Source organism: Caloranaerobacter ferrireducens, assembly GCF_001730685.1.
In the GTDB taxonomy this organism is placed as follows: Bacteria; Bacillota; Clostridia; order Tissierellales; family Thermohalobacteraceae; genus Caloranaerobacter; species Caloranaerobacter ferrireducens.
In genome coordinates, this window is sequence record NZ_MDJR01000001.1 from 186,637 (window position 1) to 213,069 (window position 26,433).

Annotated in this window: 27 protein-coding genes; 20 read left to right on the forward strand and 7 right to left on the reverse strand. The window is 27.6% G+C overall.

Going from position 1 to position 26,433, the window contains the following annotated elements:
• Positions 1-276: 276 nt before the first annotated feature.
• Entirely contained in the window at positions 277-1,935 is a 1,659-nt protein-coding gene (gene abc-f / locus BFN48_RS00930) for a ribosomal protection-like ABC-F family protein (RefSeq protein WP_069649007.1), read from the forward strand.
• 45 nt (positions 1,936-1,980) lie between these two features.
• Here the strand turns inward: abc-f and BFN48_RS00935 are convergent, their stop codons facing one another.
• The 3 genes from BFN48_RS00935 to BFN48_RS00945 are packed head-to-tail and all read right to left on the reverse strand — an operon-like array spanning position 1,981 to position 6,701.
• Complete coding sequence (locus BFN48_RS00935; RefSeq protein WP_242863187.1) at positions 1,981-3,804, reverse strand: ABC transporter ATP-binding protein; 1,824 nt, start codon at positions 3,802-3,804, stop codon at positions 1,981-1,983.
• Positions 3,805-3,836: 32 nt separating this feature from the next.
• Positions 3,837-6,062, reverse strand: a complete 2,226-nt coding sequence (locus tag BFN48_RS00940; RefSeq protein WP_069649009.1) for an ABC transporter ATP-binding protein — start codon at positions 6,060-6,062, stop codon at positions 3,837-3,839.
• A 24-nt stretch (positions 6,063-6,086) separates the two neighbouring features.
• On the reverse strand, positions 6,087-6,701 hold the full coding sequence (locus tag BFN48_RS00945; protein WP_069649010.1) for a TetR/AcrR family transcriptional regulator: 615 nt from the start codon (positions 6,699-6,701) through the stop codon (positions 6,087-6,089).
• Positions 6,702-7,244: 543 nt separating this feature from the next.
• Between BFN48_RS00945 and BFN48_RS12315 the strand changes: the two genes are divergently transcribed.
• Positions 7,245-7,400 (forward strand): hypothetical protein, encoded by a 156-nt coding sequence (locus BFN48_RS12315; protein WP_176718787.1) that lies wholly within the window; start codon positions 7,245-7,247, stop codon positions 7,398-7,400.
• A 59-nt stretch (positions 7,401-7,459) separates the two neighbouring features.
• Positions 7,460-7,870, forward strand: a complete 411-nt coding sequence (locus BFN48_RS00950; protein ID WP_069649011.1) for a YxiG family protein — start codon at positions 7,460-7,462, stop codon at positions 7,868-7,870.
• Here BFN48_RS00950 and BFN48_RS00955 read toward each other — a convergent pair whose 3' ends face one another.
• The 3 genes from BFN48_RS00955 to BFN48_RS00965 all read right to left on the reverse strand — a co-directional run bounded on the left by BFN48_RS00955 (position 7,871) and on the right by BFN48_RS00965 (position 10,845).
• Complete coding sequence (locus BFN48_RS00955; RefSeq protein ID WP_278287298.1) at positions 7,871-8,635, reverse strand: polysaccharide deacetylase family protein; 765 nt, start codon at positions 8,633-8,635, stop codon at positions 7,871-7,873. It abuts the gene before it with no gap.
• 68 nt (positions 8,636-8,703) lie between these two features.
• Positions 8,704-9,993 carry a glycosyltransferase family 2 protein gene (locus BFN48_RS00960; RefSeq protein ID WP_069649013.1) on the reverse strand — a complete coding sequence of 430 codons (1,290 nt, stop codon included), beginning with the start codon at positions 9,991-9,993 and terminating at the stop codon, positions 8,704-8,706.
• Complete coding sequence (locus BFN48_RS00965; protein WP_069649014.1) at positions 9,994-10,845, reverse strand: glycoside hydrolase family 16 protein; 852 nt, start codon at positions 10,843-10,845, stop codon at positions 9,994-9,996.
• A 425-nt stretch (positions 10,846-11,270) separates the two neighbouring features.
• Here BFN48_RS00965 and BFN48_RS00970 point away from each other — a divergent pair, with 425 nt between their 5' ends.
• From BFN48_RS00970 to BFN48_RS01050, 17 genes are all read left to right on the forward strand, one after another.
• Positions 11,271-12,155, forward strand: coding sequence for an ABC transporter ATP-binding protein (locus BFN48_RS00970; protein ID WP_069649015.1), 885 nt, complete (start codon positions 11,271-11,273; stop codon positions 12,153-12,155).
• Positions 12,156-12,158: 3 nt separating this feature from the next.
• A complete protein-coding gene (locus BFN48_RS00975) occupies positions 12,159-12,956 on the forward strand; it encodes an ABC transporter permease subunit (protein ID WP_069649016.1) in 798 nt (265 codons plus the stop codon).
• Between the two features lie 47 nt (positions 12,957-13,003).
• The gene (locus tag BFN48_RS00980; RefSeq protein WP_069649017.1) at positions 13,004-13,801 is read left to right on the forward strand and encodes an ABC transporter permease subunit; all 798 of its coding nucleotides are present in this window, start codon (positions 13,004-13,006) and stop codon (positions 13,799-13,801) included.
• 229 nt (positions 13,802-14,030) lie between these two features.
• The gene (locus BFN48_RS00985) at positions 14,031-15,236 is read left to right on the forward strand and encodes an MFS transporter (protein ID WP_069649018.1); all 1,206 of its coding nucleotides are present in this window, start codon (positions 14,031-14,033) and stop codon (positions 15,234-15,236) included.
• 141 nt (positions 15,237-15,377) lie between these two features.
• Positions 15,378-15,815 (forward strand): hypothetical protein, encoded by a 438-nt coding sequence (locus BFN48_RS00990; RefSeq protein ID WP_069649019.1) that lies wholly within the window; start codon positions 15,378-15,380, stop codon positions 15,813-15,815.
• Complete coding sequence (locus BFN48_RS00995; RefSeq protein ID WP_069649020.1) at positions 15,815-16,036, forward strand: helix-turn-helix transcriptional regulator; 222 nt, start codon at positions 15,815-15,817, stop codon at positions 16,034-16,036. Before BFN48_RS00990 ends, BFN48_RS00995 begins: the two co-directional genes overlap by 1 nt.
• A 340-nt stretch (positions 16,037-16,376) precedes the next feature.
• Positions 16,377-16,868: a site-2 protease family protein gene (locus BFN48_RS01000; protein ID WP_069649021.1), complete on the forward strand. Its 492-nt coding sequence runs from the start codon at positions 16,377-16,379 to the stop codon at positions 16,866-16,868.
• 284 nt (positions 16,869-17,152) lie between these two features.
• Positions 17,153-18,907 (forward strand): DUF4153 domain-containing protein, encoded by a 1,755-nt coding sequence (locus BFN48_RS01005; protein WP_083238718.1) that lies wholly within the window; start codon positions 17,153-17,155, stop codon positions 18,905-18,907.
• A 140-nt stretch (positions 18,908-19,047) separates the two neighbouring features.
• Positions 19,048-19,593, forward strand: coding sequence for a DUF2975 domain-containing protein (locus tag BFN48_RS01010; RefSeq protein ID WP_069649022.1), 546 nt, complete (start codon positions 19,048-19,050; stop codon positions 19,591-19,593).
• A gap of 9 nt (positions 19,594-19,602) precedes the next feature.
• Positions 19,603-19,812: a helix-turn-helix domain-containing protein gene (locus BFN48_RS01015; protein ID WP_069649023.1), complete on the forward strand. Its 210-nt coding sequence runs from the start codon at positions 19,603-19,605 to the stop codon at positions 19,810-19,812.
• 172 nt (positions 19,813-19,984) lie between these two features.
• Entirely contained in the window at positions 19,985-20,857 is an 873-nt protein-coding gene (locus BFN48_RS01020) for a damage-control phosphatase ARMT1 family protein (protein WP_069649024.1), read from the forward strand.
• A 67-nt stretch (positions 20,858-20,924) separates the two neighbouring features.
• Positions 20,925-21,410 (forward strand): flavodoxin family protein, encoded by a 486-nt coding sequence (locus BFN48_RS01025; RefSeq protein ID WP_069649025.1) that lies wholly within the window; start codon positions 20,925-20,927, stop codon positions 21,408-21,410.
• Between the two features lie 181 nt (positions 21,411-21,591).
• Positions 21,592-22,008 (forward strand): secondary thiamine-phosphate synthase enzyme YjbQ, encoded by a 417-nt coding sequence (locus tag BFN48_RS01030; RefSeq protein ID WP_069649026.1) that lies wholly within the window; start codon positions 21,592-21,594, stop codon positions 22,006-22,008.
• Between the two features lie 132 nt (positions 22,009-22,140).
• The gene (locus BFN48_RS01035; protein WP_069649027.1) at positions 22,141-22,428 is read left to right on the forward strand and encodes a nitrous oxide-stimulated promoter family protein; all 288 of its coding nucleotides are present in this window, start codon (positions 22,141-22,143) and stop codon (positions 22,426-22,428) included.
• Positions 22,429-22,484: 56 nt separating this feature from the next.
• Positions 22,485-22,919, forward strand: coding sequence for a MarR family winged helix-turn-helix transcriptional regulator (locus BFN48_RS01040; RefSeq protein ID WP_069649028.1), 435 nt, complete (start codon positions 22,485-22,487; stop codon positions 22,917-22,919).
• 19 nt (positions 22,920-22,938) lie between these two features.
• Entirely contained in the window at positions 22,939-23,301 is a 363-nt protein-coding gene (locus BFN48_RS01045) for an HsmA family protein (protein WP_069649029.1), read from the forward strand.
• A gap of 377 nt (positions 23,302-23,678) precedes the next feature.
• Entirely contained in the window at positions 23,679-24,617 is a 939-nt protein-coding gene (locus BFN48_RS01050) for a dipeptidase (protein ID WP_069649030.1), read from the forward strand.
• A gap of 33 nt (positions 24,618-24,650) precedes the next feature.
• On the opposite strand, the gene BFN48_RS01055 is transcribed toward BFN48_RS01050, so the two are convergent.
• Positions 24,651-26,315 carry a DNRLRE domain-containing protein gene (locus BFN48_RS01055; RefSeq protein WP_083238719.1) on the reverse strand — a complete coding sequence of 555 codons (1,665 nt, stop codon included), beginning with the start codon at positions 26,313-26,315 and terminating at the stop codon, positions 24,651-24,653.
• Positions 26,316-26,433 lie beyond the last annotated feature (118 nt).

Genomic DNA, 26,433 nt, shown 5'->3' on the forward strand with positions numbered 1-26,433 from the left:
TAAAAAAATAAACCTATTATTTTATCAAAAGTTAATACAAATGCTCATTGTTAAGGTTTGTGGTACCCCTTGTTTTATCTGTTATTAGAGGTAACATTCAATATCTTTACATAGAATATTTGAAATCAAAGCCATGGGTATGCACATCTATGGCTTTTTTTGTTTAATTCTATATTAAAGTAGTCTTTTTACATTAGGAATGGTGGCAATATCATATTTTTGAATTTTAGCTATAGGGTACACCCTATAGCTATTTTTTGTAAAGGAGTTGGTAATATGTTGTTATTAGATGTAAATAATGTATCAAAATCTATTGAATATAAAGAAATATTAAAGGACATTTCCTTTAAGTTATATAGAAAGGATAAAATCGGTATAGTGGGAAGAAATGGAGTGGGTAAAACAACACTTCTTAAAATAATTACTTCAGAGCTAGAAGCAGACTCTGGAAATATAAAGTTCTATGGAAGTTTTGGGTATCTGCCACAAAATTTATTTGCCAACAATTACATGTACGTTTATGAGCTAATGAACGAAACGAATAAGTATGGAGATTTTCTTAGGCTTCTTAATAAGTTTGGTCTAAAGGGGATTGAAAAACAAAAAATTGAGAGTTTAAGTGGCGGTGAAAAAACTAAATTATATCTTATAAAACTTCTTCTTAAAAAACCGGATATACTTATACTTGATGAGCCTACTAATCATATGGATAATCAAACTAAGGAGTGGTTAGAAGACTTTATTAATAATTTCGATGGAGCTGTTTTAATAGTAACACATGATAGATACTTTTTAGATAAGACGATTACTAAAATATTTGAATTGGAGAATAAAACCATAAAAGAATATAAGGGAGGATATACCTTTTATGCAAGACAGAAGCAGGTAGAGCTTGACAAAGCAAGACGAGAATATGATGAATATGTAAAAGAAAAGAGGAAACTTGAAAAGGCAGCTAGAAAACATATGGAACGAGCAAATAAATACAACAATATGTCCAAAAATGACTTTCAAAGGCATAAGGCTGCAAAAATAGCTAAAAGAGCTAAAGCAATTATATCAAGACTTGAAAATATGGAGGAGAAGAAAAAAACTATAGTACCTAAAAATATAAATATTAAATTAGAAAGTAGCAGTAATAAAATTAGCAATATTTTAGTTAGGGCAGAGGGATTATCAAAATCCTATGATAGAGTAATTTTTGAAAATATAAGTTTTAATATATATAGAAATTCAAGGATAGGACTTATAGGAAAAAATGGAGTTGGAAAAAGTACTTTGTTAAAAGGTATAATAGGAAAAGTTCAACTTAAAGGAAACATATATATAGCTCCTTCCACTAAAATAGGTTATTTTTCCCAGGAACTTGAGGAATTGAATTTAGATTTCACAATTTTACAAGAGTTAAAAAGTATTAATAATGATGAAAGCTATGTTAGAACACTGTTAGGCTCTATGCTTTTTCGAAGGGATGATGTGTATAAGAAAATATCAAATCTAAGCTATGGTGAAAGAGTTAGAGTAGCTTTTTTAAAGCTTATTTTGGAAGAAAATAATCTATTAATATTAGATGAGCTTACTAATTTTCTCGACATACCTACTAAGGAGATAATTGAAGATGCACTTCTTGACTATGAAGGGGCAATTTTATTTGTATCCCATGACAGATATTTCATAAATAAAATGGCCGAAGAGATATGGGAGCTTTCAAACAATGGAATTACTAGATATTTAGGTGGGTATTCCTATTATTTAGATAAAAAATTAAAATCTTCATCCAATGAAAGGATTAATATTAAGGAAAAAATACTTAGACTTCAAATGGAGCTATCTCATATTTCATTTAAACTTATGAATTGTAGTGATGAAGAAAAGGGTCAGTTGGAAAAGAAATATTTCGATATAGAGAAAGAACTTAAAAAGTTAAAGGGATAAAAAACTTCTCTAGGTTCTAGAACCTAGAGAAGTTTTTTAGTTAGCTTAAGCTACTTCAAACTGACTTTTATAAAGGTTTGCATAGAAACCGCCTTTAGCAAGAAGCTCTTTATGAGTACCTTGTTCTACAATGTCTCCATGATTCATTACTAAAATCAGGTCAGCATCTCTGATAGTAGAAAGTCTATGGGCAATAATAAAGCTCGTTCTATTTCGCATAAGATTATTCATAGCCTTTTGAATCTGTACTTCTGTTCGTGTATCTACTAAACTGGTAGCTTCATCGAGAATAAGAATTTTAGGGTCTGCCAGTATGGCCCTTGCGATTGTAATTAATTGTTTTTGTCCTTGGGATATATTTGTTGCTTCTTCATTTAATATCATATTGTATCCATTTGGTAAAGTATGAACAAAACTATCTACGTGGGCTGCCTTTGCAGCAGCTATAACCTCTTCGTCAGTTGCGTTTAAGCGACCATATCGTATATTCTCCATAATACTACCATTATATAGCCATGTGTCTTGTAAAACCATTCCAAACATTGAGCGCAAGTCATGACGCGTAAAATTTCTTATGTCATGTCCATCAATCATTATAGAACCTTCATTTATATCGTAAAATCTCATTAACAGCTTAACTATTGTAGTTTTTCCTGCTCCAGTTGGTCCAACTATGGCGATCTTTTGTCCAGGCTTAATGGAAGCAGAGAAGTTATTAATAACTATATTTCCAGGGTTATAACCAAAGCGTACATTCTTAAATTCAACCTGTCCTTTAACCTCTTGTAGTTTTACTGGGGTTAAGGTTTCTGGTACTTCCTCTTCTTCCTCTAAGAATTCGAAAACCCGTTCAGCTGAAGCAGCCATTTGTTGAAGAATATTCGAAATATTAGCTATTCGTGATATTGGTTGGGTGAACTGACGAACATATTGTATAAAAGCTTGCACATCTCCAACTTCAATAACTCTCTTGGCTGCTAGGTATCCACCCATAATACTTACTACTACATATCCAAGATTTCCTACAAAGTTCATAAGAGGCATCATGATACTGGTTAAAAATTGGGCCTTCCATGCTGCTCCATAAAGCCTATTATTTAGAATATTAAATTTTTCAATACTTTTCTTTTCACCGTTAAATGCTTTTACAACTATATGCCCACCATACATTTCTTCTATATGCCCACTTAAATTACCTAAGTAATCTTGCTGCTGTTTGAAGAACTTTTGTGAATGCTTGATGATAAATGCTATAAGCATGATTGATATAGGGATTACTATAAAAACAACTAGAGTCATTTTCCAACTTATACTCAACATCATGATAAGCACACCTATGACTGTTGTTATTGATGTTATGATTTGACTCAAGCTTTGATTAAGTGTCTGACTTAGAGTATCCACGTCATTAGTAACACGAGACAAAACTTCCCCATGACTTGTTTTATCAAAATATTTCAGTGGTAAGCGATTTATTTTTTCTGATATATTTTTTCTTAAATTATAACTTACATTCATTGCTACACCAGACATAATCCATCCTTGAATATATCCAAATAGAGCACTTAATAAATATAACCCTACAAGGATAACGATTATTCTGCCTATATAATTAAAATCTATATTTCCAGTACCTGCAATTTTAGCCATGACACCTTCAAAAAGCTTAGTAGTAGCTTTTCCTAAAATTTTAGGACCAACAATGTTAAAGGTAGCACTTGCAACTGCAAATATTAGGACAATAATTATGGAATATTTATAAGCATTTAAATGTCCCATTAATTTTTTCATGGTACCCTTAAAGTCTTTAGCTTTTTCTCCACTACTCATCATACCTCGGGGACCATGCCCTCTACGACCTATGCCCATACCACGGGGATTATTTATTCTGTTTTTTTCATTCATGCTAATTCCTCCTTGGATAGCTGTGACAATGCAATTTCTTGATAGGTTTTGCAACTTTCCATGAGTTCTTTATGCGTACCTTTTCCTACTATTCTACCTTCATCTAGAACTATAATCTGTTCGGCATTCATCACAGTTGAAATACGTTGTGCAACCAAAATGATAGTACTTGACTTTGTTTTTTCCTTCAATGCTTTTCTAAGGGCTGCAGCAGTCTTAAAATCTAGGGCAGAGAAGCTATCATCAAAGATAAATATTTCAGGTTTTTTTACAAGGGCACGAGCAATAGATAATCTTTGCTTTTGTCCTCCTGATAAGTTAGTTCCCCCTTGAGATATTTTTGTTTTGAACCCGTCGGCTTTTTCTTTTATGAATTCCATAGCTTGGGCAATATCAGCAGCTTCCTTTAAATCTACTTCTGAGGCATTTTCATTGGCATATTTAAGATTTGACTCAATAGTACCACTAAATAAGGAGCTTTTTTGAGGAACATAACCAATTTTATCTCTAAGTTCATTTTGGGTAATCTCTCTTACGTCAACTCCATCGACTAATACCTGTCCATCAGTAACATCATAGAAACGAAGAATTAGATTTACTAAAGTAGATTTCCCAGAACCAGTTGATCCGATAATTGCCGTAGTTTCTCCTGGTAAAGCTTTAAAGCTTATATTTTTGAGCACATCCTCTTCAGCTCCAGGATATCTAAATGAGACATTCTTAAATTCTACTACTCCTTTTAAGTTTTTATTTGGACTTTTTGGATTCTTAGGGTCTTTTATTTCAACCTCTGTGTCTAGTACTTCTGCTATACGTTGTGCTGCTACTGAAGCCCTTGGAATCATGATGAACATAAAGGACATCATTAGGAATGCGAAGATAATTTGCATAGCATACTGCATAAATGCCATCATATCCCCAACCTGCATGCTTGAATTAGCTATCTGATGGGCTCCTACCCAAACTATAAGAAGGGTTATACCATTCATTATAAGCATCATTGTTGGGAACATAACTGCCATTATACGGTTTACAAAAAGATTTGTGTTTGTAAGATTTTTATTTGCCTGATCAAATCTTTTTTCTTCAAAGTCTTGATTATTAAATGCTCTGATAACCATCATTCCAGATAGATTTTCTCTTGTTATCAAGTTGAGTCTATCAATGAGCTTCTGTATGACTCTGAATTTAGGCAGAGCAGTTAAAAATACGGTAATAATTAAAATTAGTAATGCTATAATTGCCACACCAATAACCCATGACATTGATTGACTTTTATCTAAAGCTTTTATTATCCCTCCCACAGCCATGATTGGGGCATAAAATACCATTCTTATTATTATTACAATGAGCATTTGTATTTGAGTAATATCATTGGTAGTTCGTGTTATAAGTGAGGCAGTGGAAAACTTATCTAGCTCTGCTTTCGAAAAGCTTTGGACCTTAGTAAACACTGCTATTCGAAGATTACGAGCTAATCCAGCAGCAGTTTTTGAAGCTAAAAATCCTACTCCAACAATACATAATGCACTTATTAAGGAAATGAGAAGCATTTTTATACCTGTATTAAAAATATATTTTGTTTGTATTTTTTCTGTATCTACTCCTAATGCTTCATATTCAGTTTTAATTGGGCCAACAGCAGCTTGTACAATCATTTTATTTCCTAAGGCAGTAAATTGCTTATTTATTTTATCACTAATTTTAGTTCTCTGTTCTTGTGGCAGATTCTTAAAAAGACTAAACAGGTCTGCATTTGCAGGAATTTTATTTCCATTAAAGTTTATCATACCGCCCTTTGCTTCTGACTTCATTTTATTAATGCCTGAAACAACTAGAATTGCTTTTCCCATTATTGGATTTAATTCATCAATTTTAGATTGGCCAATATTATTTAGTACATAAATTGGTTCATTTTTTAAAGCTGGGTAAAGTTCAACATAATGAGCATAATCTTTACTTGATTTAGTAATTAAAGTGTAACTATCCATAACTAGATTTATATCTTCTGGCTTCATAAATATAGTTAATTTATTCATTTGACTTTCTCTAATTGCTTCTGGCACTGCATTTACTATACCACCCTGTTGTATGCCGTTATTAACAATATTCGACATATAATCTGGTAGTGACAAATCTGCCATAGCTTGAGCAAATAATAGTAATATTGCTGCCATAATAAGTCCCGTAAATGGTTTTAAATATTTTATTAATTTTAACATGACATCTACCCCTAACTATTTATATTATTTTTTATAAATTCCATTTTTTATCAGTTTTATCTGCTTTTTATACAATTGCATTGACTCATCAAAAGATAATTTTTTTGCAAAACATTCAACAATATTGCCCATGGTGAGTTTTGTAAGTATTCGAAAAATAATGCAAACATCATCTAGCTCTGTGATGTTTAATTTTGAAAGATCTATTAATTTTACTAGTTCATCTAAATATTTTCTTTTGTTTTCTTTCCTAAACCATGGAGCTATATTCTGCTCTATCCTGTGATTCATATTTAAAAAAGCATTTTTAAAAAAGTTTTTGTCTTCTTCATTCGTTAAGAATTGTAGTAATTGTTCATATAGGAGTATGAAGGATTCTATTAAATCACCATTGGTATCCACTAGAAATTTCTTAAACTTACGTTCGTTCATGTCTCTAAAATCTTTTAGGACTAAAAAGAAAATATCTTCTTTGTTTTCAAAATATTGATAAAAACTACCTCTAGGTATATTAGCATCCTTAATAATATTGGAAATGGATGCATCATATATAGATACTCTGGAAAATTCTTTACGGGCTGCATCAATTATTTTTTTCTTTTTATCTTCTGGTAAGTTAAAAAAAGTTTGCTTAGGCATTTACATCACTCCATAAGAATAAAATCTTTAATTTAAATGAATTAAGGTAGATTTTGTTGAAATCCATAAACGGAAATTATATTTAAAATTATCCATAATTTAATGAGGCATATAATTTCCTATGGATTATAAATAATATGACAAGTTGTCATATTATTTATACTACATGACAAGTTGTCATATGTCAACGGGTAAACTTTTTCTAATTTTGGATTTGAAATTTGAATTTAAAAAGTATAAGTCTGCATGAAGATGACTGGATTAAAACATTTCATATGGAACAAATGAGATGTTTCTTTTAACTCAATCTTAATGCATGTAGAGTCAGTAGTATTGATTAAAAGAAAATATAGTTAGAAAATAAATTCCCGCAAGTGATTGCAGGGCTTTTTGATTAAAAACGATAATGTTAGTACTATTTTCGAATAATTTAGTGGTGAGATGGATATTCTTATGATTGCAAATGAAAAACTTTTTGTTGTGATAAACTTACAGAGTTATAAATGATGTTATTAGAATATCTAATGCGTGGGTGAAGACAAAATGATAAATGCTTTAAAAGAAAAGGTTTTAAATGGCGAATTTGATAATGCTAAGAAATTAATTAAAAAGGTTTCTTTTAAAGAAGTTAAAAATGAACTAAAACCAATTATTATTCAAAAAGCAGAAAAAATGAATATGGTCGTTTTAAGTAGGTAAATTGCTTTAAAATATTCACAAGTATAACAGAACAAAAAAACTATAAGAGGGTGTTTGTAGTGTTTAATATTAATAAGCTAGTAGCCCCTTTTTGGGGCACGATAATTGAAAAACTTCATATTGACATGGAAAATCATACGATTAGGTTGCTGATTAGAAGTGATAATGAGGATGTAAAAACTTTTACTGATATAATTTTAGAAGAAGTTGTTGCTTTTTGTTGGATAAATGAGTCGTTTTATCAAGATAAAGGAAGATTGGATATAGAAAAGTGGAATTTTATGCAACTAGAATCTATTGGTTATGAGGATAATACTCGAGTAATCGTGGAAGGTGGAGAATGGGAGAGTAGTTTTTCTGCTTCACCCAATATAGTATTGGAAATCTGGAATTCTATATTACTTATTGAAGCAAAAAAAATGATTATTAATGGGGAAACCTATGAGCTTATGAAAAAGAATATATTTTAACTAAAACAATTGAGAATAGGTTACTACTTGAAATTTATCACTATGTTTATCTATAAACTTAACAATCTGTTCAAGTTTATCTTTACTATATGTCATACCAAACCCATTATCTTTATTTCCTATTTTATGTAAAATAAAAATAACTGTTTTATGGTTATCAAAGGTTTGCGTAAGTATACTTTTAACTTCATTTACAGTTACATCTGTTAATAAACTTATTATTGTTGCTGGATAATATATAATTTTGTCACTTTCTAATATAATAATATTATCAGCTGTTCTAATATTACGATATTCGGCATTTTTAAGTAGCTCAATCAGATACGGATTAATTTCTCCATATGGCATAATTATCATATCGCTATGGTTTCCAATAAACTTATTTTTCATCCACTGTCTTGCTTTATTAAAGTCCAAAAGAAGTTTATAGCATTTATCATACATATTTTCTTTGTGGGAATATGAATGATTTAATAAGTCCCAACCTTCTAGATATAATTCGGAAAGTTGCTTATATGACATATATTCACTTTCATTAACTAGAGAAGGGATAATTGATACGCTAGCCTTATAATCGTATTTTTTCATTATTTTATAAGCTTGCGTATAAATGCTTTCCCATCCATCATCAAACATGAAGACAATTTTTACTTTATTAGAATCGATATAAGTGTTATTGCTTTGTATAGCATTGGTGTTAAGGTTTATTATTATACATATATTTTCAACAGTTTTAACTAAAAAAAATATAGTTTTTGGATACATTAAAAGAGCAATAAGGATTGATAAAATAACAATTTTTATATTAATTTTAATAAAAATCAACTCCTTTTTTATACAGTATAACTATTATTTGTTCTGCTAACTTTATACCAATTTTTATTATTAAAATAATATGTAATAGTTCCTGCTAAAAAGAAGAAAATTCTTAAGAATTGAAAAAACATAATATCAAGGGTAATCATGGTATATAGTGGAGTGGTTCTTAAAAGATGAGTATTTTTTTTTGCTTCTTTAATAGCTATAATTGAACTAAAGATATTAAATAATATTGTACTTAAGTAGTAAGTAAGTATATACATTGGATAACCATGAATGATCTTTGTAAGTACTAAAATAATATTGATTATAAAAACAATGGAAGAAAATGAATTATTTAATATGGCATCTACAATAATATAGAAGCTGACATTACTTTTAAATACATTTTTAAATAAAAAATTTCTATTATTCAATATACCTTGTATAAAACCTTTTTGCCATCGAATACGCTGTCCAATTAACTCTCGTAAACTTTCAGGACATTCTGAATAGCAAATAGCTTTCTTATTAAAGACTATTTTTTTATTATGTTTTTTTGCATAATTCTGTAATCTTAATGTTATATCTATATCTTCTCCTAAGCATGGTTTAAAGCCTCCAATCTCTACGACAATATCTTTTTTAAATGCTCCAAAGGCACCAGAAATTATACTTAGTGCGTCATTATAGGCTAGTGATGTTTTATAAATATAAAAACCTTTTATGTAATCTAAGGCCTGCATTAGAACTATAAGAGGAGGCTTATTATCAAGTTTAAATATCTGCATAATGTGAACTACACCGCCTGCTGCAATAACATTTTCATCATCAAAGGTGGTATTTATATTAATTAAAGCATTTTTTTCTAAAATGCAGTCACCGTCCATAGTTACAATCAGTTCTTTATGAGCATATGAAATACCAATGTTTAAACTATCAGCTTTCCCACTATTATATTTATCGATTACATTAATAAAATGGTATTTATTTGATTTATATATTCCTTTTACTTTATTAGAAGGTAAGATGTCAACATTATTTTCTGATATTTGTAAGTCTAATATCTCATTTAAAATATCAAGAGTATTATCTTTTGAACCATCATTAATAAATATTATTTCCATATTGTCATAATTTATATTTAGTAAACCTTCAATTGTATATTTCAATATAGGTGCTTCATTATAACAAGGGATTAATATAGATATGCCTTTTTGGTCAATTCTATGTAAAACTTTTTTATCTAAAAATTTATATGAACTTATTAAGTGATATATTGAAAAGAAAGTACTTAGGAAAATAATTAAGTAAAATAATATCATTTAATCTCTACCTTTCTTAAATACTGGTTCAATATATGCTGAGATAATTTTAAATTTACAAGGGAAAATCGAATTATCATCTGGATTTCCTGGCCAATTACCACCAATTGCTTGGTTTATTATAATATACATATATTCTTGTGGTACTCCTTTTGTTGTAGAATATATTTTTTGATTATCTATATACCAAGTAAGAGAGCTAAGTTTCCATTCTAAAGCAACAGAATATTGCTTTTTTATTGGTACTTTATATGAAAAATAATCACGAGTCCTTATGTTATTTTCTTTATAATGAATTACTCCATAAAAAGTATATGGTTCACTTCCTATCATTTCGAATAAATCTATTTCAGGGAGGATACTTCCATTATCAGGGAGAAACCATATTGCTGGGAAAATTCCTTTGCCTTGAGAAAATTCAATAATAAATTCAAAATAACCATATTTATAAGCACTAGTACTTTCTACAAGTCCTGATGTATACATTTTATTTTCTTTAGTTTCTTTTTTTGAAATGATTTCAATAGTATTCCCTTTGATAAATACATTATTTTTACTATAAAATTGAAGTTCATTGTTATAACTATCTTTTCTTTCGATAGCAACCCAATTATCTTTACTGCTTTGCTGCATGTTTTGGTTTAGTGGTTTTCTAATATCAAAGTTATTAATATCAGCATTATTTTGATGTTTTTGTTTGATTATATTGATTTTTTTAGTTTGGTTTTTTATATTTTTGACCTTTATTAATTGTAAGTCGTTTTTTAGCTCAAAACATAATGCAAATAATATACTAAGTAAAAGTGATATTAGTAATGTTGAGAAAAAACTTTTAAAGGTCCTTTTGTACATATAGATACTCCTTATATATTTTAGAAATACATAAATCAAAATATAATAATATATAAAATTAGCCTTATATATTTTTATGGGTAGTAAATACGACTTATTACTATAAATAGAGTTTAGAGATTATTTTTAAAAGTAATGATAATAGTTAATATGGCAATTACTGTATAAAGAAAAAACACATTTGTAAATTAGCCTTAAGGTATCTTATAACTAAGAAGTTATATCAAACCTAATATTTTTCACAAATTTTGAATAGACATAATTAAAAGAAGGTTAAGACTAGGTTCAAAGGGGTAAATATTATATTATTACAATTTAATTGAAATATTAAGAAAACATCATGATAGTTTAAAAAAATGTAAAATTTATAGCCAGCCTACTTAGTATGTTAGAAACTATATGAAATAATGACAGGGGGTTTTTAAATGAGTGTTATTGAGATTAATAATTTGACAAAGTATTATGGAAAATCTAGGGGGATAATTGACGTAAGCTTCAATGTTGAAGAAGGAGAAATCTTCGGGTTTATCGGGCCTAACGGTGCTGGAAAGACAACTACAATTAGAATATTATTGTCACTTATTTATCCTACTAGCGGTAGTGCTAAGATATTTGGCAAAGATTGCATAAAATATGGTCCTGAAATCAGAAAAGATATTGGGTATTTACCATCAGAAGTGTTTTATTATGACAATATGAAAGTAATTGATCTTTTGAATTATTCTGCTAGTTTTTATAATAAAGACTGCAGTAAAAGAATTAAAGAATTATCAGAAATTATGGATCTTGACCTTACAAAGAAGATTGAAGATTTGTCATTAGGTAATAAAAAGAAAGTTGGAATTGTTCAGGGGCTGCTACATGAGCCAAAACTTATAATCCTTGATGAACCAACAAGTGGTCTAGATCCTCTTATGCAAAAGAAATTTTTTGATTTAATACTAGAAGAAAATAAAAAAGGTACAACAGTTTTATTTTCTTCTCATATCTTAAGTGAAGTTCAAAGAATTTGTACACGTGTAGGTATAATTAAAGAAGGTAGAATGATAAAGGTTGAAGATATTAAGGCATTGAAAGAACATAATTATAAGAAATTTAAAGTTGAATTATCAAAAGATATAGATAAAGATTACTTTAACATAGATGGTGTAAGCGATTTAAAGGTTGAAGATAATGTTGTAAGTTTTTTGTATAGAGGAGATATTAACCGTATAATTGAAAAAATATACAATACAAAAATTACCAATCTATTAGTTGAAGAACCTTCTTTAGAGGAAATATTTATGCATTATTATGAGAAGGAGGACTAAATTATGAATATATTTTTGTATGAGTTGAAGGTTCATAGTAAATCAACTATTATATGGACATTATCACTAATCGCAGTTGTTTTACTATATATAAATTTATTCCCTGCTTTTTCTCAAGACGCTGATTTAATGGAAAAAATATTAAAGAATTTTCCAGAAGAGTTTAAGAAAGCATTTGGAATATCTGATTTTGATTTTAGTACACTTCTTGGATTTTATGGCTATATTTTTTCATTTATATTACTAGTTGGTGCAATTCAAGCAATGAATTTAGGTATAGGTATTTTATCAAAAGAAATTCGTGAAAAAACAGCGGATTTTCTTTTAGTAAAGCCTATAACACGAAACAAAATTGTAACATCAAAGTTTTTAGCAGCAATTACAAGTATTGTAATAACTAATATCTTTTATTTAATAGCTGTATTTATGTCTGTAGAAGTAATAATCTCTGAGCCATATAATAAGAAAATATTCTTCATGATGTCGATTACTTTGTTTTTTATACAATTAATATTTATTGCTTTAGGATTTTTAGTTTCTGCTTTAGCGAAAAAGATAAAATCAGTACTTCCAATCTCATTAGGTATAGTTTTTGGATTTTATATAATAGAAATGTTTGGTTCGGTAATTGGTGAAGAAAAAATGAAATACATTACCCCATTTAAATATTTTGATTTAGTATACCTTATTGAAAATGGGAAATATGAAGTAAGGTTTATTATTCTCAGTATAGTTTTAATAGTTGCAGCTATTAGTGGAAGCTATATATTATATTCCAAAAAAGATATTGCATCTATTTAATAATTCAAATAGAAGTAATGTCTATCACAAGGGGGTTAGTTGATTGTATGAATATATTCTTAAGAGAAATGAAAGCTAATAGAAAATCGCTTATCATATGGTGTATTAGCCTATTTATTCTGACAGCAATAGGAATGGCTAAATATGCAGGTTTTGCAGAATCTGGGGATTTAGTTAATCAAATGATGGAATCTATGCCTCAGGTATTGAAGACAATATGGGGAATAGGTACAATAAATTTAACTGAGATAAAAGGGTATTATTCAGTTTTATTTGTATATTTCGTGTTAATGGCAACTATTCACGCTTCAATGTTAGGTGCTATTATTATTTCTAAAGAAGAGAGAGATAAAACTTCAGAATTTTTATTAACTAAACCAACTACAAGAGTAAGAATAGTTACATCAAAATTATTAGCATCACTAGTCAATATACTAATATTTAATATAGCTACACTAGTATTTTCAATGATGCTTGTAAATTATTACAACAAAGGAGAATCTATAAACAAAGAAATAATAATATTGATGATAGCAATGTTTATTTTGCAATTATTATTTATGACTATTGGTACTGCATTGGGTGCAATCAGTAAAAAAACAAAAACAGCTACTTCTAATGCTATGGCAATACTACTTGGGACATATATATTATCAGTTTATATAGATATGAATGATAAGGTTGAAATTTTAAAATACATTACTCCTTTTAAGTATTTTCAAGCAAAAGATTTAATATTTGGTGTTGGATTTAATACAGGCTATGTAATATTATCATTTGTAATTATTGGTGTATTACTTGCATCAACATACAAATTTTATTTAAAAAGAGATATATGTATTTAGTAAATGTTATGTAGAATATTGCAATATTTTAGAAAATACATTGAACTACTATTGAATGTGTAATAAAATTATTCTATATCAAATATTATTTAAACCAGATAAAGTAGAGTATTAAATACAGATATTAACCCTAAGTATATTTCTACTTAGGGTAAATTTATGCTCATCTTATAATTTAATAGTGGACTCATTGTGGAGGACAGGCTAAACATCGAAAGGAGAATAAAATATGGAAAACAGAGTCCAATTAAAGAAAAATGTTTATAGAAATTATGTATTTATATTATTACAAAATATAGATTTAACAAGAGGAATATGGATGCTCTATCTTGCTTCTAAAGGTATGAGTTTAACCCAATTAGGATTATTAGAAACGATATTTCATATTACTTCATTTACTATGGAAGTACCAACAGGAGCAGTTGCAGATATATTTGGTAGAAAAATAAGCAGGATATTAGGTAGGGTTTTTTCATTAATAAGTGTAATATTATTACTTGTTTCAAATAGCTTTATTTTATTTGCAATATCATTTATATTTACAGCATTATCTTATAACTTAGAGTCGGGTGCAGGAGATGCTTTAATATATGATTCACTTAAAGAGATAGGTGAAGAAGAAAGTTATATGAGACTAAATGGTAATAAAGAAGTTTTTTTTCAATTAGCAAGTATTATATCTTTTTTAGTTGGCGGGTATTTAGCTACTAAAAGTTATAATATAGCTTTTATACTTACTATAATAATAGGAGGTATAACTATACTTCAATCTTTTACATTTAAAGAGCCAAGTATAGGAAAAATAAAAGAAGAAAAAGACAATCTATTTATAAGTCAGTTAAAAGATAGTATAACAGTAATAAAAAATAGACCTAAAATAGCATTTTTAATAGTTTTTACAGAAATTATTTCAACATTTGGAACATGTATTTTCTTTTATTTACAAAATTATCTAAAAGCAGATGGATATAATGAAGCCAAAATAGGCTTTATTTATGCTATATCATCTGTAGCAGTTGCATTAGTAGCAACTCAAGTTCATAAAATAGAAAGAAAAATAAAAGAAAGAGGTATTTTACTTATAACTCCATTACTTACAGTAGTAAGTATATGGGGAATAGCCTTAAGTAAATATCATTATATGTTCTTTATTTTATTAATGGTAACACAAGGAATGTTATATGTTGCAATGGGAGACTATATCAATAAAATGATTCCAAGTGAAAATAGAGCAACAATTTTATCTTTTTCTAGTATGGTATTCAGCTTTTTTATGATAACTATATTTCCTTTAATAGGCTATATAGGAGATACGTATTCTTTAAGTACTGCTTTTAGATATTTAGGTGGATTGGGAATTGTTATAGTTTTGGTAAATAGTTATATATTAATAGTTAAAATGAATAAAGTAAAATTAAAAAATCAAAATATATAAACTATCAACCATTGGGATAACTAATCTCAATGGTTTTTAACTTTTAACAAAAGCACAAATATGTAATTAATTTAATACAAAATGTAATATAAATTTGACATTGAGTAAAAAATATATTACAATGTATTTGAGGTGATGTATATGAGTTATCAAATGAAATTTTCTTTATTAAATCTGATTATTTGGTTAGTTGTAGCAGTACTCTTTCTTAGCGTATTTTTAACAGGTAATACGATAGAAAACTGGGGAGATAATCACGCAAAAACTTTAATACTTGCGTTTTTATTTGCTATAGGGTACCTTGGTCAATTAATACTCAGGATTATCTTTAGAAAAAGAAAAAATGTTATTATTAGAGATGAACGAGATGAATACTTCTTAAATAAAGCTTTGACTAGTAGTTTTGTGGCGACTTTAATATATGTTTTTATCGTGGCAATTTCATTATATACTTATTATGAAAAAAGTGGTTTAATCCCTGTTGCATGGATCTGGTTTATAGCTTATAGCTTAATTATTGTTGCAAATATTTTTACATCAGGCTTTGCAATATTTTTCTATCGAAAGGGCGGAAATTAATGAGTAAAGAAGAATACATTTTAGTAAATCACATAAGGACTATTCGCCGTGGAAAGGCAGATATAACGCAGCAAGAACTTGCAGATGCAGTGGGATGTACTCGTCAAACTATAGCTGCACTTGAACAACAAAAATATAACCCATCTTTGATTTTAGCTATGAAAATTGCAAAAGTTCTAGATGTTACAGTTGATCAATTATTTGAATTGAAGAAAAAATAAAAAAATGTACCTCCTAGAATAGACTATATCAACGATAATAAAAATGTCTATTTTAGGAGGTTAAGTTTTATGTTCCTATTCTAATACGTGTTGAATTTATGATATTTGTAATACACTTTTTAATCTATATATAAACATATTTATGGATATAAGTATTCAATTGATAGAGGAATTAAGAAAATTGGACGAATAAGAAGAAATGATTGTTTAATAAAAAGGATTTGATTAAGTATATAAAGAATAACTACTTAATCAAGTAATTATTTTTATTTCGCATAGTGAAGGATTTCATTTTAAGAATAGGGTAGTTTTATAACAAATGGAGTAGGAGTTAGAGATTATGATTGAATTTATTATTTATTTTATTGTTTATTATATAGTTATATATCTTTTGCATCCGATTATTATACTAGTACATGAATTAGGACATGCATTTTTTGCTTTGCTGTTTACAAAAGGTCAAGTTAATATAATTATAGGTAGTAAAAAAAGTAAAAAATATACACTGAAAATTAAACGCTTGCGAATAAGTTTTTCTAAATTCATATTTTTTTATAGTGGTTTTGTTAAATGTAGTAAAATGCCAGTAGAAAAATATAAAAGAATATTGATATTTATTGGAGGACCTATAAGTTCTTTATTGCTTATTTTATCTTGTAGTTATATTTTGATGTTAATTGATTCACTTGTAATTGAAATAGTGTTAAGAGCTTTGATATATGGTTCTTTTTTAACTTTTGTTATAACTGTTATTCCAATAACTTATAAGTCTAAGAACTATAAAGGGATGAAGAGTGATATGCTTAATGTTATTCATATATTACGTGAGTAAAGTGTAATTTTGTTATAATCCATTACAATTAATTTATAAGGTAATATTATGGGTTGTGATTTTTGGAGAAAGTATGTATTTTTATAATCCATAGGAAATTATATTCCTTATTAAACTGTGGATAATTTTAAATATAATTTCCGTAATGGATTTCATCAAAATTTACCTTATACAAATTATTTAAATCGAAGATTTTGTTTTTTCAAGTTTTCAAAAAGAGAAAATTTGTAAAATAGAAACATCTCTTTGTATATTATATTGTTAATTTGAAAGGGGATATTATTATGATTGCAAAGACTATTTTATTTTGTAAGACTAAAATTAAAAAACTTTTATCAAGCTTAAGGCGTTTTCCTGAAGTTATTTTACTGGCTACTACTATTGTGTTTATAATTATATTTATGAATCATTCTAACTTTTTAAAAGAAACAACAGAGGAACTTCTTAGAAGAATCTGTTTAATTTTAGCTTTGGGTATTTCATTGTTTCTTAGTGTTAGAGTCTTTTTTGAAAGAAAACCTTTTTTAAAGAAAAGCACAAAAGTATTGGCTTATGCAGGTATAATTGGAGGTTTAATATTATATTTCTTTTTCTTACTTAAAGATTTCAATATGGTATCTATATCAAGATATTTAGCTTTTAGTATTAGTTTTTATTGTATTTTTGCCTTTATACCATATTTCTATAGGCGAGAAGGCTTTGAACTTTATGTTATTAAATTATTTACAAGTTTCTTTATAACATATTTATATTCAGTAATAATTTACTTAGGTCTTTCTGCTATGCTTTTTTCAATTGAATCACTTTTTTCAATAAACATCTCAGAAAAACTGTATTTTGACATTATGCTTATTGTTGCAGGAATTTTTGCACCAGCATTTTTCCTAGCTGACATACCTGAATATGGTGAAGAGTTTCACCTTGATAGCTATCCAAAAGTCTTAAAAGTTCTTTTGCTTTATATTTTGCTACCGATGATAGTTGCTTATTCAGCAATACTATATGCTTATTTTGTAAAAATTTTAGTTACAAGGCAATGGCCTAAAGGTATCGTTTCGAATCTAGTTCTTTGGTATTCAATCTTTAGTACTCTTATTATATTTTTTATTTATCCGTTACGTAATATAAATAAGTGGGTAAAAACTTTTATTTCTTATTTTCCTATGTCTCTTATTCCACTTTTAGGGATGATGTTTGTTTCAATGATTATACGAATTAACGCATATGGAATAACAGAGAATAGGTATTTCGTTATGCTGGTTGGGTTATGGGTAACTGGGTGTATGATTTATTTTATTTTTGTAAAAAGTGCAAGGAATATAGTTCTTCCTATCTCTTTAGCTTTAATTTCGATATTATCTGTTTCTGGTCCTTGGAGTTGTTATTCTATTTCGAAGCTTAGTCAAAATATAAGGTTTGAAAAAATACTAGAAAAGAATGATATGATTAGGAATGGTTCAGTAATTAAGCCAAATCAAGATTTATCTGAAACAGATAAAAAAGAAATTAGTGAGATTATCTTATATTTTAATAGATACCATAATTTAAGGGATTTAAAATATCTTCCTCAAGATTTTAAAATCAGTCAAATGAAAAATGTTTTTGGGTTTCAACTATACAAAGGCAATAGAGGTGATAAGAAATATTTTAATCACTATGCTTTGGAAGACGGGGAAATTCTAAATATTAAAGGCTTTGATTATTTTACTTATATTTCAAGCAATAAATTTACAAACACAAATACTTCTAAAGAAGATTTTTATATTTTATATACTTCTCAAAAAAGGGAACTTAAGATATTTAAACAAGGAGAATTAATCTATAGTAGAAATGTAGAAGATTTAGCAAAGGAATTGCACAAGAAGTATGGAGAAAGAGATCAAATAAAAATGAATGAGATGGTAGTTGCTGAGCAGAATGAAAAAGTAAAAGTTCTTTATGTATTTAAGTATATTCACGGTTTTGAAGACAGAGCAATCGATAAGGTTAATGTAGATTCTTTTGGGTTTTATATATTCACTAAATTATATAAAGATTAGATTTTAATATTACGCCTTAGAGAAATTATATCTCTAAGGCGTTACTGTTTGTTAAAAAACAATAACAAATTATCGAAAAACAATAAAAAATAATTGACAAACGAAAATATAAATGTTTAAATTTAATTGGAGGTGGTTTTATGAAAACAGTAGGAAAGAAATCTATATCTAGTTTTTTACGAATTTTGTGTATTATTGGATTAATCTTGATGATAATGGCATCTATTGGTGTTGTATTTGCAATGGTATTTGAAAAAGTTAGGAATTTAATTAGCATTGCGTTTAAATTTGAAGTATTCGAATTTAGTTATGATCCTCTAATTTTTACTAATTATAAAATTATGTTTTCTTTACTGGGACTGATGTTAAGTATGTGTATTGTGTTATATTATGGAATTCGTATTTTTTCAGAATTAAGTAAAAACAAAATTTTTAGTAGAAAAATTGAAAGAGATTTGAAATTAACGTCGATTGCATTATTATTTTTAGCTTTATTTAAGGGAGTTTTCTTATCTTTGGCAGCTTTATATTTAGAAGAATATATTGGAGGATTACCAGATTATATAAGAATTAGTCCTAAAGCTTTCGATCGCCAAATTCTTATTATATCAGCAATTTTGTTTATAATTCATAAAATATACAAAGAAGCATTATCTATTATAGAAGAACATGAATTAACTATTTAGGAGGTTAAAATGGGTATACGTGTAAATTTAGATGTTATGATGGCAAAAAGAAAAATTACCTCTAAAGAGCTTGCTGATAGAATTGGTATAACTCAATCTAATTTATCAATTTTAAAGACAGGTAAGGCAAAAGCTATTCGTTTTTCAACTTTAGAAGCGATTTGCAAAGTTTTATCATGCCAACCTGGAGATATTTTGGAATATGTAGATGATGAGTAAGAAAAATTAAGTGATTACGCTTGAATTATTCATTTATTAGTTTATGATATTTACAAATAACTGATGCATTTTTAAATAACAAACTTGTCATTTTAATTATAACTTTGTATAGTAATTGTATGTTAAACAGATATCTAAAGTAAGGGTTATAGTAAGGAAAGGAGTTTTAAATATGAATACTCATGTAGATTGTATAGCTTGTGTTATTAGTAAGGCAAATAAATTAGCAGATAAATATTTTGAGGATAAGCATCAGAAATATAGTTTCATGAATAAAGTTTTAAGAGAAGTAGCTGATATTGATTACGATAGAACTGCACCTTTTCTGGTTGCTAAAGTCATGAGAATTTTGAAAAAGGAAACAGGAATAGACGATTTTTATTTTGAAGAGAAAAGATTATTCAACAAAAAGTTATTGTCTATGGAAAAGCAGATTGAAGATATATTAAATAATTCAAATAATAAATTTGTTACTGCACTAAAAATTGCACTTGCTGGAAATATAATAGATTTTGGTGCTCTTGATGAAATAAGCTTTGATTTAGTTGAGGAAATTATTAATAAAACATTAGAAAGTGATTTTGATGAAGAACTATGTAAGAGATTGATGGACGAATTGTCAAAAAGTAAAATGTTATTATATTTAGCAGATAATGCAGGAGAAATTGTGTTTGATAAGATATTTATTAGAGAAATTACAAGAGAATATCCTGATATTAAAATATTTTTTGCAGTTAGGGGCAAGCCTGTGTTAAATGATGCTAATGAGGAAGATGCTTATTTTGTTGGTATTAACGAATATGCAACTATTATAAATAATGGAACAGATTTACCTGGAACGGATCTTTTAGAGGTATCTGATGAATTTAAAGAAATATTTAATAAGGCAGATATTATTATATCAAAAGGACAAGGTAATTTTGAATCTTTGCCAGGCTGTGGGAAAAATGTGTATTATTTATTTTTATGCAAGTGTGATTTATTAATGAAAAAATTTAAATCTGAGAAATTATCAAATATATTTATTCATGAATCAAGCCTATAGGAATTAATAAGCTAAGATATTGATAAAATTTTAAATTATAAAAGAGAGTTAAAGGAGATGGATTAAAATGAAGATTGCAATAATTTATCATAGTGAAACAGGAAATACTCAAAAAGTAGCAAATCTTATTGCTGAAGGAGCAAAAAATGTAGAAGATATTGAGACAAAATGTATGTCAATTGATAATATTGATGAAGCATTTGTTGAAGAAGCTAAAGTAGTATTTTTTGGAACACCTACATATGGAGGATCATATTCTTGGCAAATGAAAAAATGGCTAGATACATGTAAAATTAAGTTGTCAGGAAAAGTAGGTTGTGTATTTGCTACCGAAAATTATTTAGGTGGTGGAGCGGATAATGCTGAATTAGCATTGATAAGTGAATTATTAGTTAAAGGGATGTTTGTATATTCTGTAGGAGCTGGTGATGGTAAACCATATACTCATTTTGGTGCTGTATGCATAAAAGATGGAAATGAAGAACAAAAGAAAAGAGTTGTAATTTTTGCTGAAAGAGTTGCGAAAAATGTGAAGAAATTACTTAATGCATAGTTAAAGTTATAAAAATTAAATGTTTTAAAATAAAAGAAGTGGTGAAACTATTTATTTGATTTTTTAATACAGAATTCAGGCTATATGTTTTTAGAGTATGTGAAAAAGATGTATATACATTAGAATTGAATAAATATTTGTTTAAATTTGGAATTCTATAAAATTATAGGAGGTGGATATTTTGAAAACCTATAGAAAAGAATTATGGTTTAAAACTGAAACTAGAAGAGCTTTTATAAACATTACTCCTCAAATTGAAGAATGTTTAAAAGAGAGTGGTATTAAAGAAGGACTGCTTTTGTGCAATGCTATGCACATTACATCAAGTGTCTTTATTAATGATGATGAATCAGGATTACATAGAGATTTTGAACGCTTTTTAGAAAAACTAGCTCCAGAAAAGCCTTATGATCAATATGACCATAATGGATTTGAAGATAATGCAGATGCACATTTGAAAAGGACAATTATGGGAAGAGAAGTTGTTGTAGCTATTACAGATGGAAAATTAGATTTCGGTCCATGGGAGCAAATATTTTATGGAGAGTTTGATGGAAAAAGGAGAAAGAGAGTTTTAGTAAAGATTATAGGAGAATAGGAATGGAATTGGGAATATTGCACAGTAGAGAAATTTCATATTATTTTAATTATTTATTGCATTTCTTATTTAATAGTAGTATACTAATAATAGTTAGCATACGAAATATTTATTGACGAAGGTGAAGTGTATATGGATAAGTTAGAAAATGAAAAAAAATTATTAGAGAAAATGATTAAATTATATTGTAGAAAAAAACATAACACAGGTGAAAAATTATGTTCTGATTGTGAAGAATTAATGGAATATGCTTTTTATAGGCTTTCTAAATGTCCTTTTGGAAATGGTAAGAAGAGTTGTGTTAATTGTAGTATAAAATGTTATAACGAAGAACATAAAAATAAAATAAAGGAAGTTATGAAGTTTTCAGGGTGGAGAGTATTCTTTAGACATCCTATTATGACATTAAAACATTTTTAAAACAGAGAGCAGGGTGAATATTGAGAAGTTAAAAGAATATAAGAGGAAGTGACAGGATGTCAAATGAAATAAAAGGGTTGCAAATTGGGCTATTGATAAGAGAAATAAACTCAAAAATAAATAGTAATCTTAGAAATGAATTTGAAAACACCGGGTTAACTGTTCCTCAAATAATGCTTATCAGAATACTTGTAAAACATAAAAAATTAAAGGTTAGCGAAATAAGTAAAAAAATGAGTCTTGCTAACAGTACAGTTTCAGGTATAATTGATAGGCTTGAAAAGCAAGAAATATTGAAAAGAACACGAAGTAGTGAGGATAAAAGGATAGTATACATTGAACTTGCGAATAAGGGTTATGAAATAGGTAAATATTTTTATAATACTATAAATAGTTATTTCCAAGATGTTTTTGAAAAAACAAGCGAAGAAGAAATAAAAGTTATTCTTGATGGACTTCAGACACTAAAAAAAGTGTTAGATAGACGATAAAAGTAAAGGGGTAATTTCAATGTTGAGTTTTGCCATTGTTTTTATAACATGTGCATTGATTTGTTATACTATTGGAGTATGGAGTGAAAAAATAGCTGGTATACTTAAAGTATGGCATTTAGTATTTTTTTGGATAGGGTTTATTTTTGATACTTTAGGAACAACACTTATGGGAAAAATAAGTGGAGGATTTGAGTTTAATATACATGGTATTACTGGTATTATTGCTATTTTGCTTATGCTATTTCATGCAGTTTGGGCTACAGTAGTTTTATTAAAGAAAAATCAAAAATCAATGAAAAATTTTCACAAATTTAGTTTATTAGTATGGCTTATTTGGTTGGTACCTTATTTTACTGGAATGATATTAAATATGATTTAATGTTGAAAGAAATAGTGGCAAAGGAGAGTCTTAAAGAGTCATGAAAATTCATGACTCTTTTTGTATATTTTGTTTAAATTTAGGAATGTTTAATTAAATGTGAAAAAAACAATTACTAATATGAATAATAAAAATAAACTGCTGGAGTTTTCTCCGAAACCTCCAAATAAATTTGTTAAACCTCACTGTTTACCCAATTCTCTCACCTCGGATATTTTTTATTAATCTATATATCTTAATATTATGATTATGCAATATATAATATTTTTGATATAGTTTTTTTGAAAAATATTTGCAGAATAAAATATATTTATATAACAGAGTAATTTTCTAGTATATACTATAAATAATAATTTGGTTAATAGGGGGAATTTTAAATGAAATTAATTGACTTACATTGCGATACAATGAGTAAAATTATTATAACTAAAAAGGGAACTGGACTGAGAGAAAATGATTTTCATGTTGATCTTAAGAAGTTAATTAAGGCAGATTCTTTAGCTCAATTTTTTGCTCTTTATATAGACATTGAAGAAAAAGACACTTATTTTGAGTATTGCTTAGAAATGTTAGATAGATTTTATCAAGAACTTGAAAAAAATAATGAAAAGATTGCGATAGCTAGAAATTATGAAGAAATGATTCAAAACGAAAGAAATGGTAAAATATCAGCTTTTCTTACAATAGAGGAAGGTGGAATATTAAAAGGGAAATTATATAATTTAAGAAATTTTTATAGACTAGGTGTAAGATTAATAACTCTTACATGGAATTATCCTAATCAAATTGGTTATCCAAATTATAAAAAAGAATATATGACTAAAGGGCTTACACCTTTTGGTAAAGATGTTGTAAGAGAAATGAATAGGCTTAAGATGATCATAGATGTTTCTCATTTATCTGATCAGGGGTTTTTTGATGTAGCGTCAATATCTACAAAACCATTTATAGCATCTCATTCAAATGCTAGATCTGTAAGAAATCATCCAAGAAATTTGACGGATGAAATGATAAAAATACTTGCTGAAAAAGGTGGAGTAATGGGAATAAATTTTTGCTCATATTTCCTCGGTAATGATTCTATAAGTCGGATAGAAGATATAGTTGCGCATATTAAGCATATTAGAAAAGTTGGCGGAATTGATGTTATAGCTATTGGGTCTGATTATGATGGCATTAATTGTGAGTTAGAAATTTGTAATATTGGGGAAATAAATAAGCTATTATATGTATTAGAGAAGAATGGTTTTTCATCAGAAGAAATAGAAAAGATATTTTTTAAAAATGCTAAAAGAGTTATCAAAGAAGTTCTATGAGTCAAGGTATGCCCCTTGACTCATTTACATTTATTAGTTGATAGGGAATTGCTGAAGTATTACTTTTTTCCAACGTTCTTCCCAGATTTCTTTAGAAAATTGTTCAGATATTTTACGAGCATTTTTTCCCATATCTTCTCTTAGTTTAGGGTTATTTATAAGAGTAATAATTGCATTTTTTAAGTTTTCTTTATTAATTTCTATTAAATATCCGTTGTAACCATGGATTATTAAATCTGTAAGTCCTCCTACTAATCCAGCAATTATTGGTTTTCCACAAGCCATAGCTTCAAGTAGTGAAAGTGAAGTTCCTTCTGAATATAGAGATGGAATAAGAACTATATCTGCATCTTTATAAGCATTGTATATTTCATTCATTTCATACCAAGTATATTCTATACGAGGATGCTTAGAAGCAAAAATTTTCATGTGTTCTTCACTTTTTATAGTGCCTCTTCCAACGAAAGAGAAAATAACATTATTATATTCATTAACTAGCTCAACAGCGACTTTTTTACATACAGCCCATCCTCTACCTGGATGCAGTCTACGAGGATATAGTATTTTAATATATTTTTTATTAGTTAAATTAGAAATGGTTGGTTTAAAAATATTTAAATCTACATAATTAGGTATATATACCTTTTTACATTTAAGATTTGGATTAACTGCATTTAGCCAATTTATTGTATTTGTATCTACAGATACAAGTAGGTCTACTGCACTAAGACCTTCAAAAAACCTGCTATACCAGAGTTTAGAACGCCACCATTGACGTTCGCATGAATCCCACCAAATACCATGGCTTATACAAATAGAGTTAGGAAAAACATGTGGATATGTTACATCCATGTTGAAATATATATGATAATCATAATTTTTAGTTACTTGATAGAATTTTTTATTAAGGTTTATAAAGAAGTCTTGATGAAAACCTGGGTTTCCAATTCCTTTTATTTTAATACCTTCATAAGTTCTTTCCCATTCTTTATGATTTGATGGTTGAAAAACATCTACTTGGTATCCAAGTTTTTGTAAAAGTTTTGCTAAATCAATTAAATATCGTTCTCCTCCACCCAATAAACATCTATTACCGTCCCATTCAAAAAATTGAGGTGTAACGATAGCTACTTTAGGCATAGGTTTTATATATACTTTTCTTTTTTCTTCTGTAGTAAATGTAATTTCTAATTTAGGTCGCCAATCTTTATTACTATGTTTCTGACTGCAAAAACCTAATAAAGATGCACTATCTTTTTCATTTTCAGCTTTTATGATTATACCGAAGTTTTTCTTTGGGTTTTTTAACCATTCTCTAGCATATTCAGTTATATCCCAACTTATAGATTCCCAAAGATGACAATCAATTTTAGATTGTACTTTCCTATTTTTATCATATGAAGGTTGATTAGAATAGCTTACTCTCTTATCATTCCAATTTTTTGTTATAGGGTGTACGCTAAAAATATTTTCTTGTTCCATATAGTCATTTCGTATACAAAAGAGTTTTAAGTTTGCATTAATTATATTACAATTTTTAGGGAGATTACTTAAATCAAATTTTAACAATATGCGGTATTTTGTAACTAATTTATAATATCCTAGAAAGTAATAAGCTTGATTTGAAAAATTTTTACCTTTTAAATGACTATCTATAAAAGTATCCATAACTGGAGAAATGGATATTGTTTTTTGCATAGTTACCACCTGCTTTTTAAAAATATATTAAGAAAGGAGAAAAATGTAATTCTACTATAGAATATTATTAAATAAAAAATATGTGCTCTATAAAAATATTTATTAATGAACAAAATTT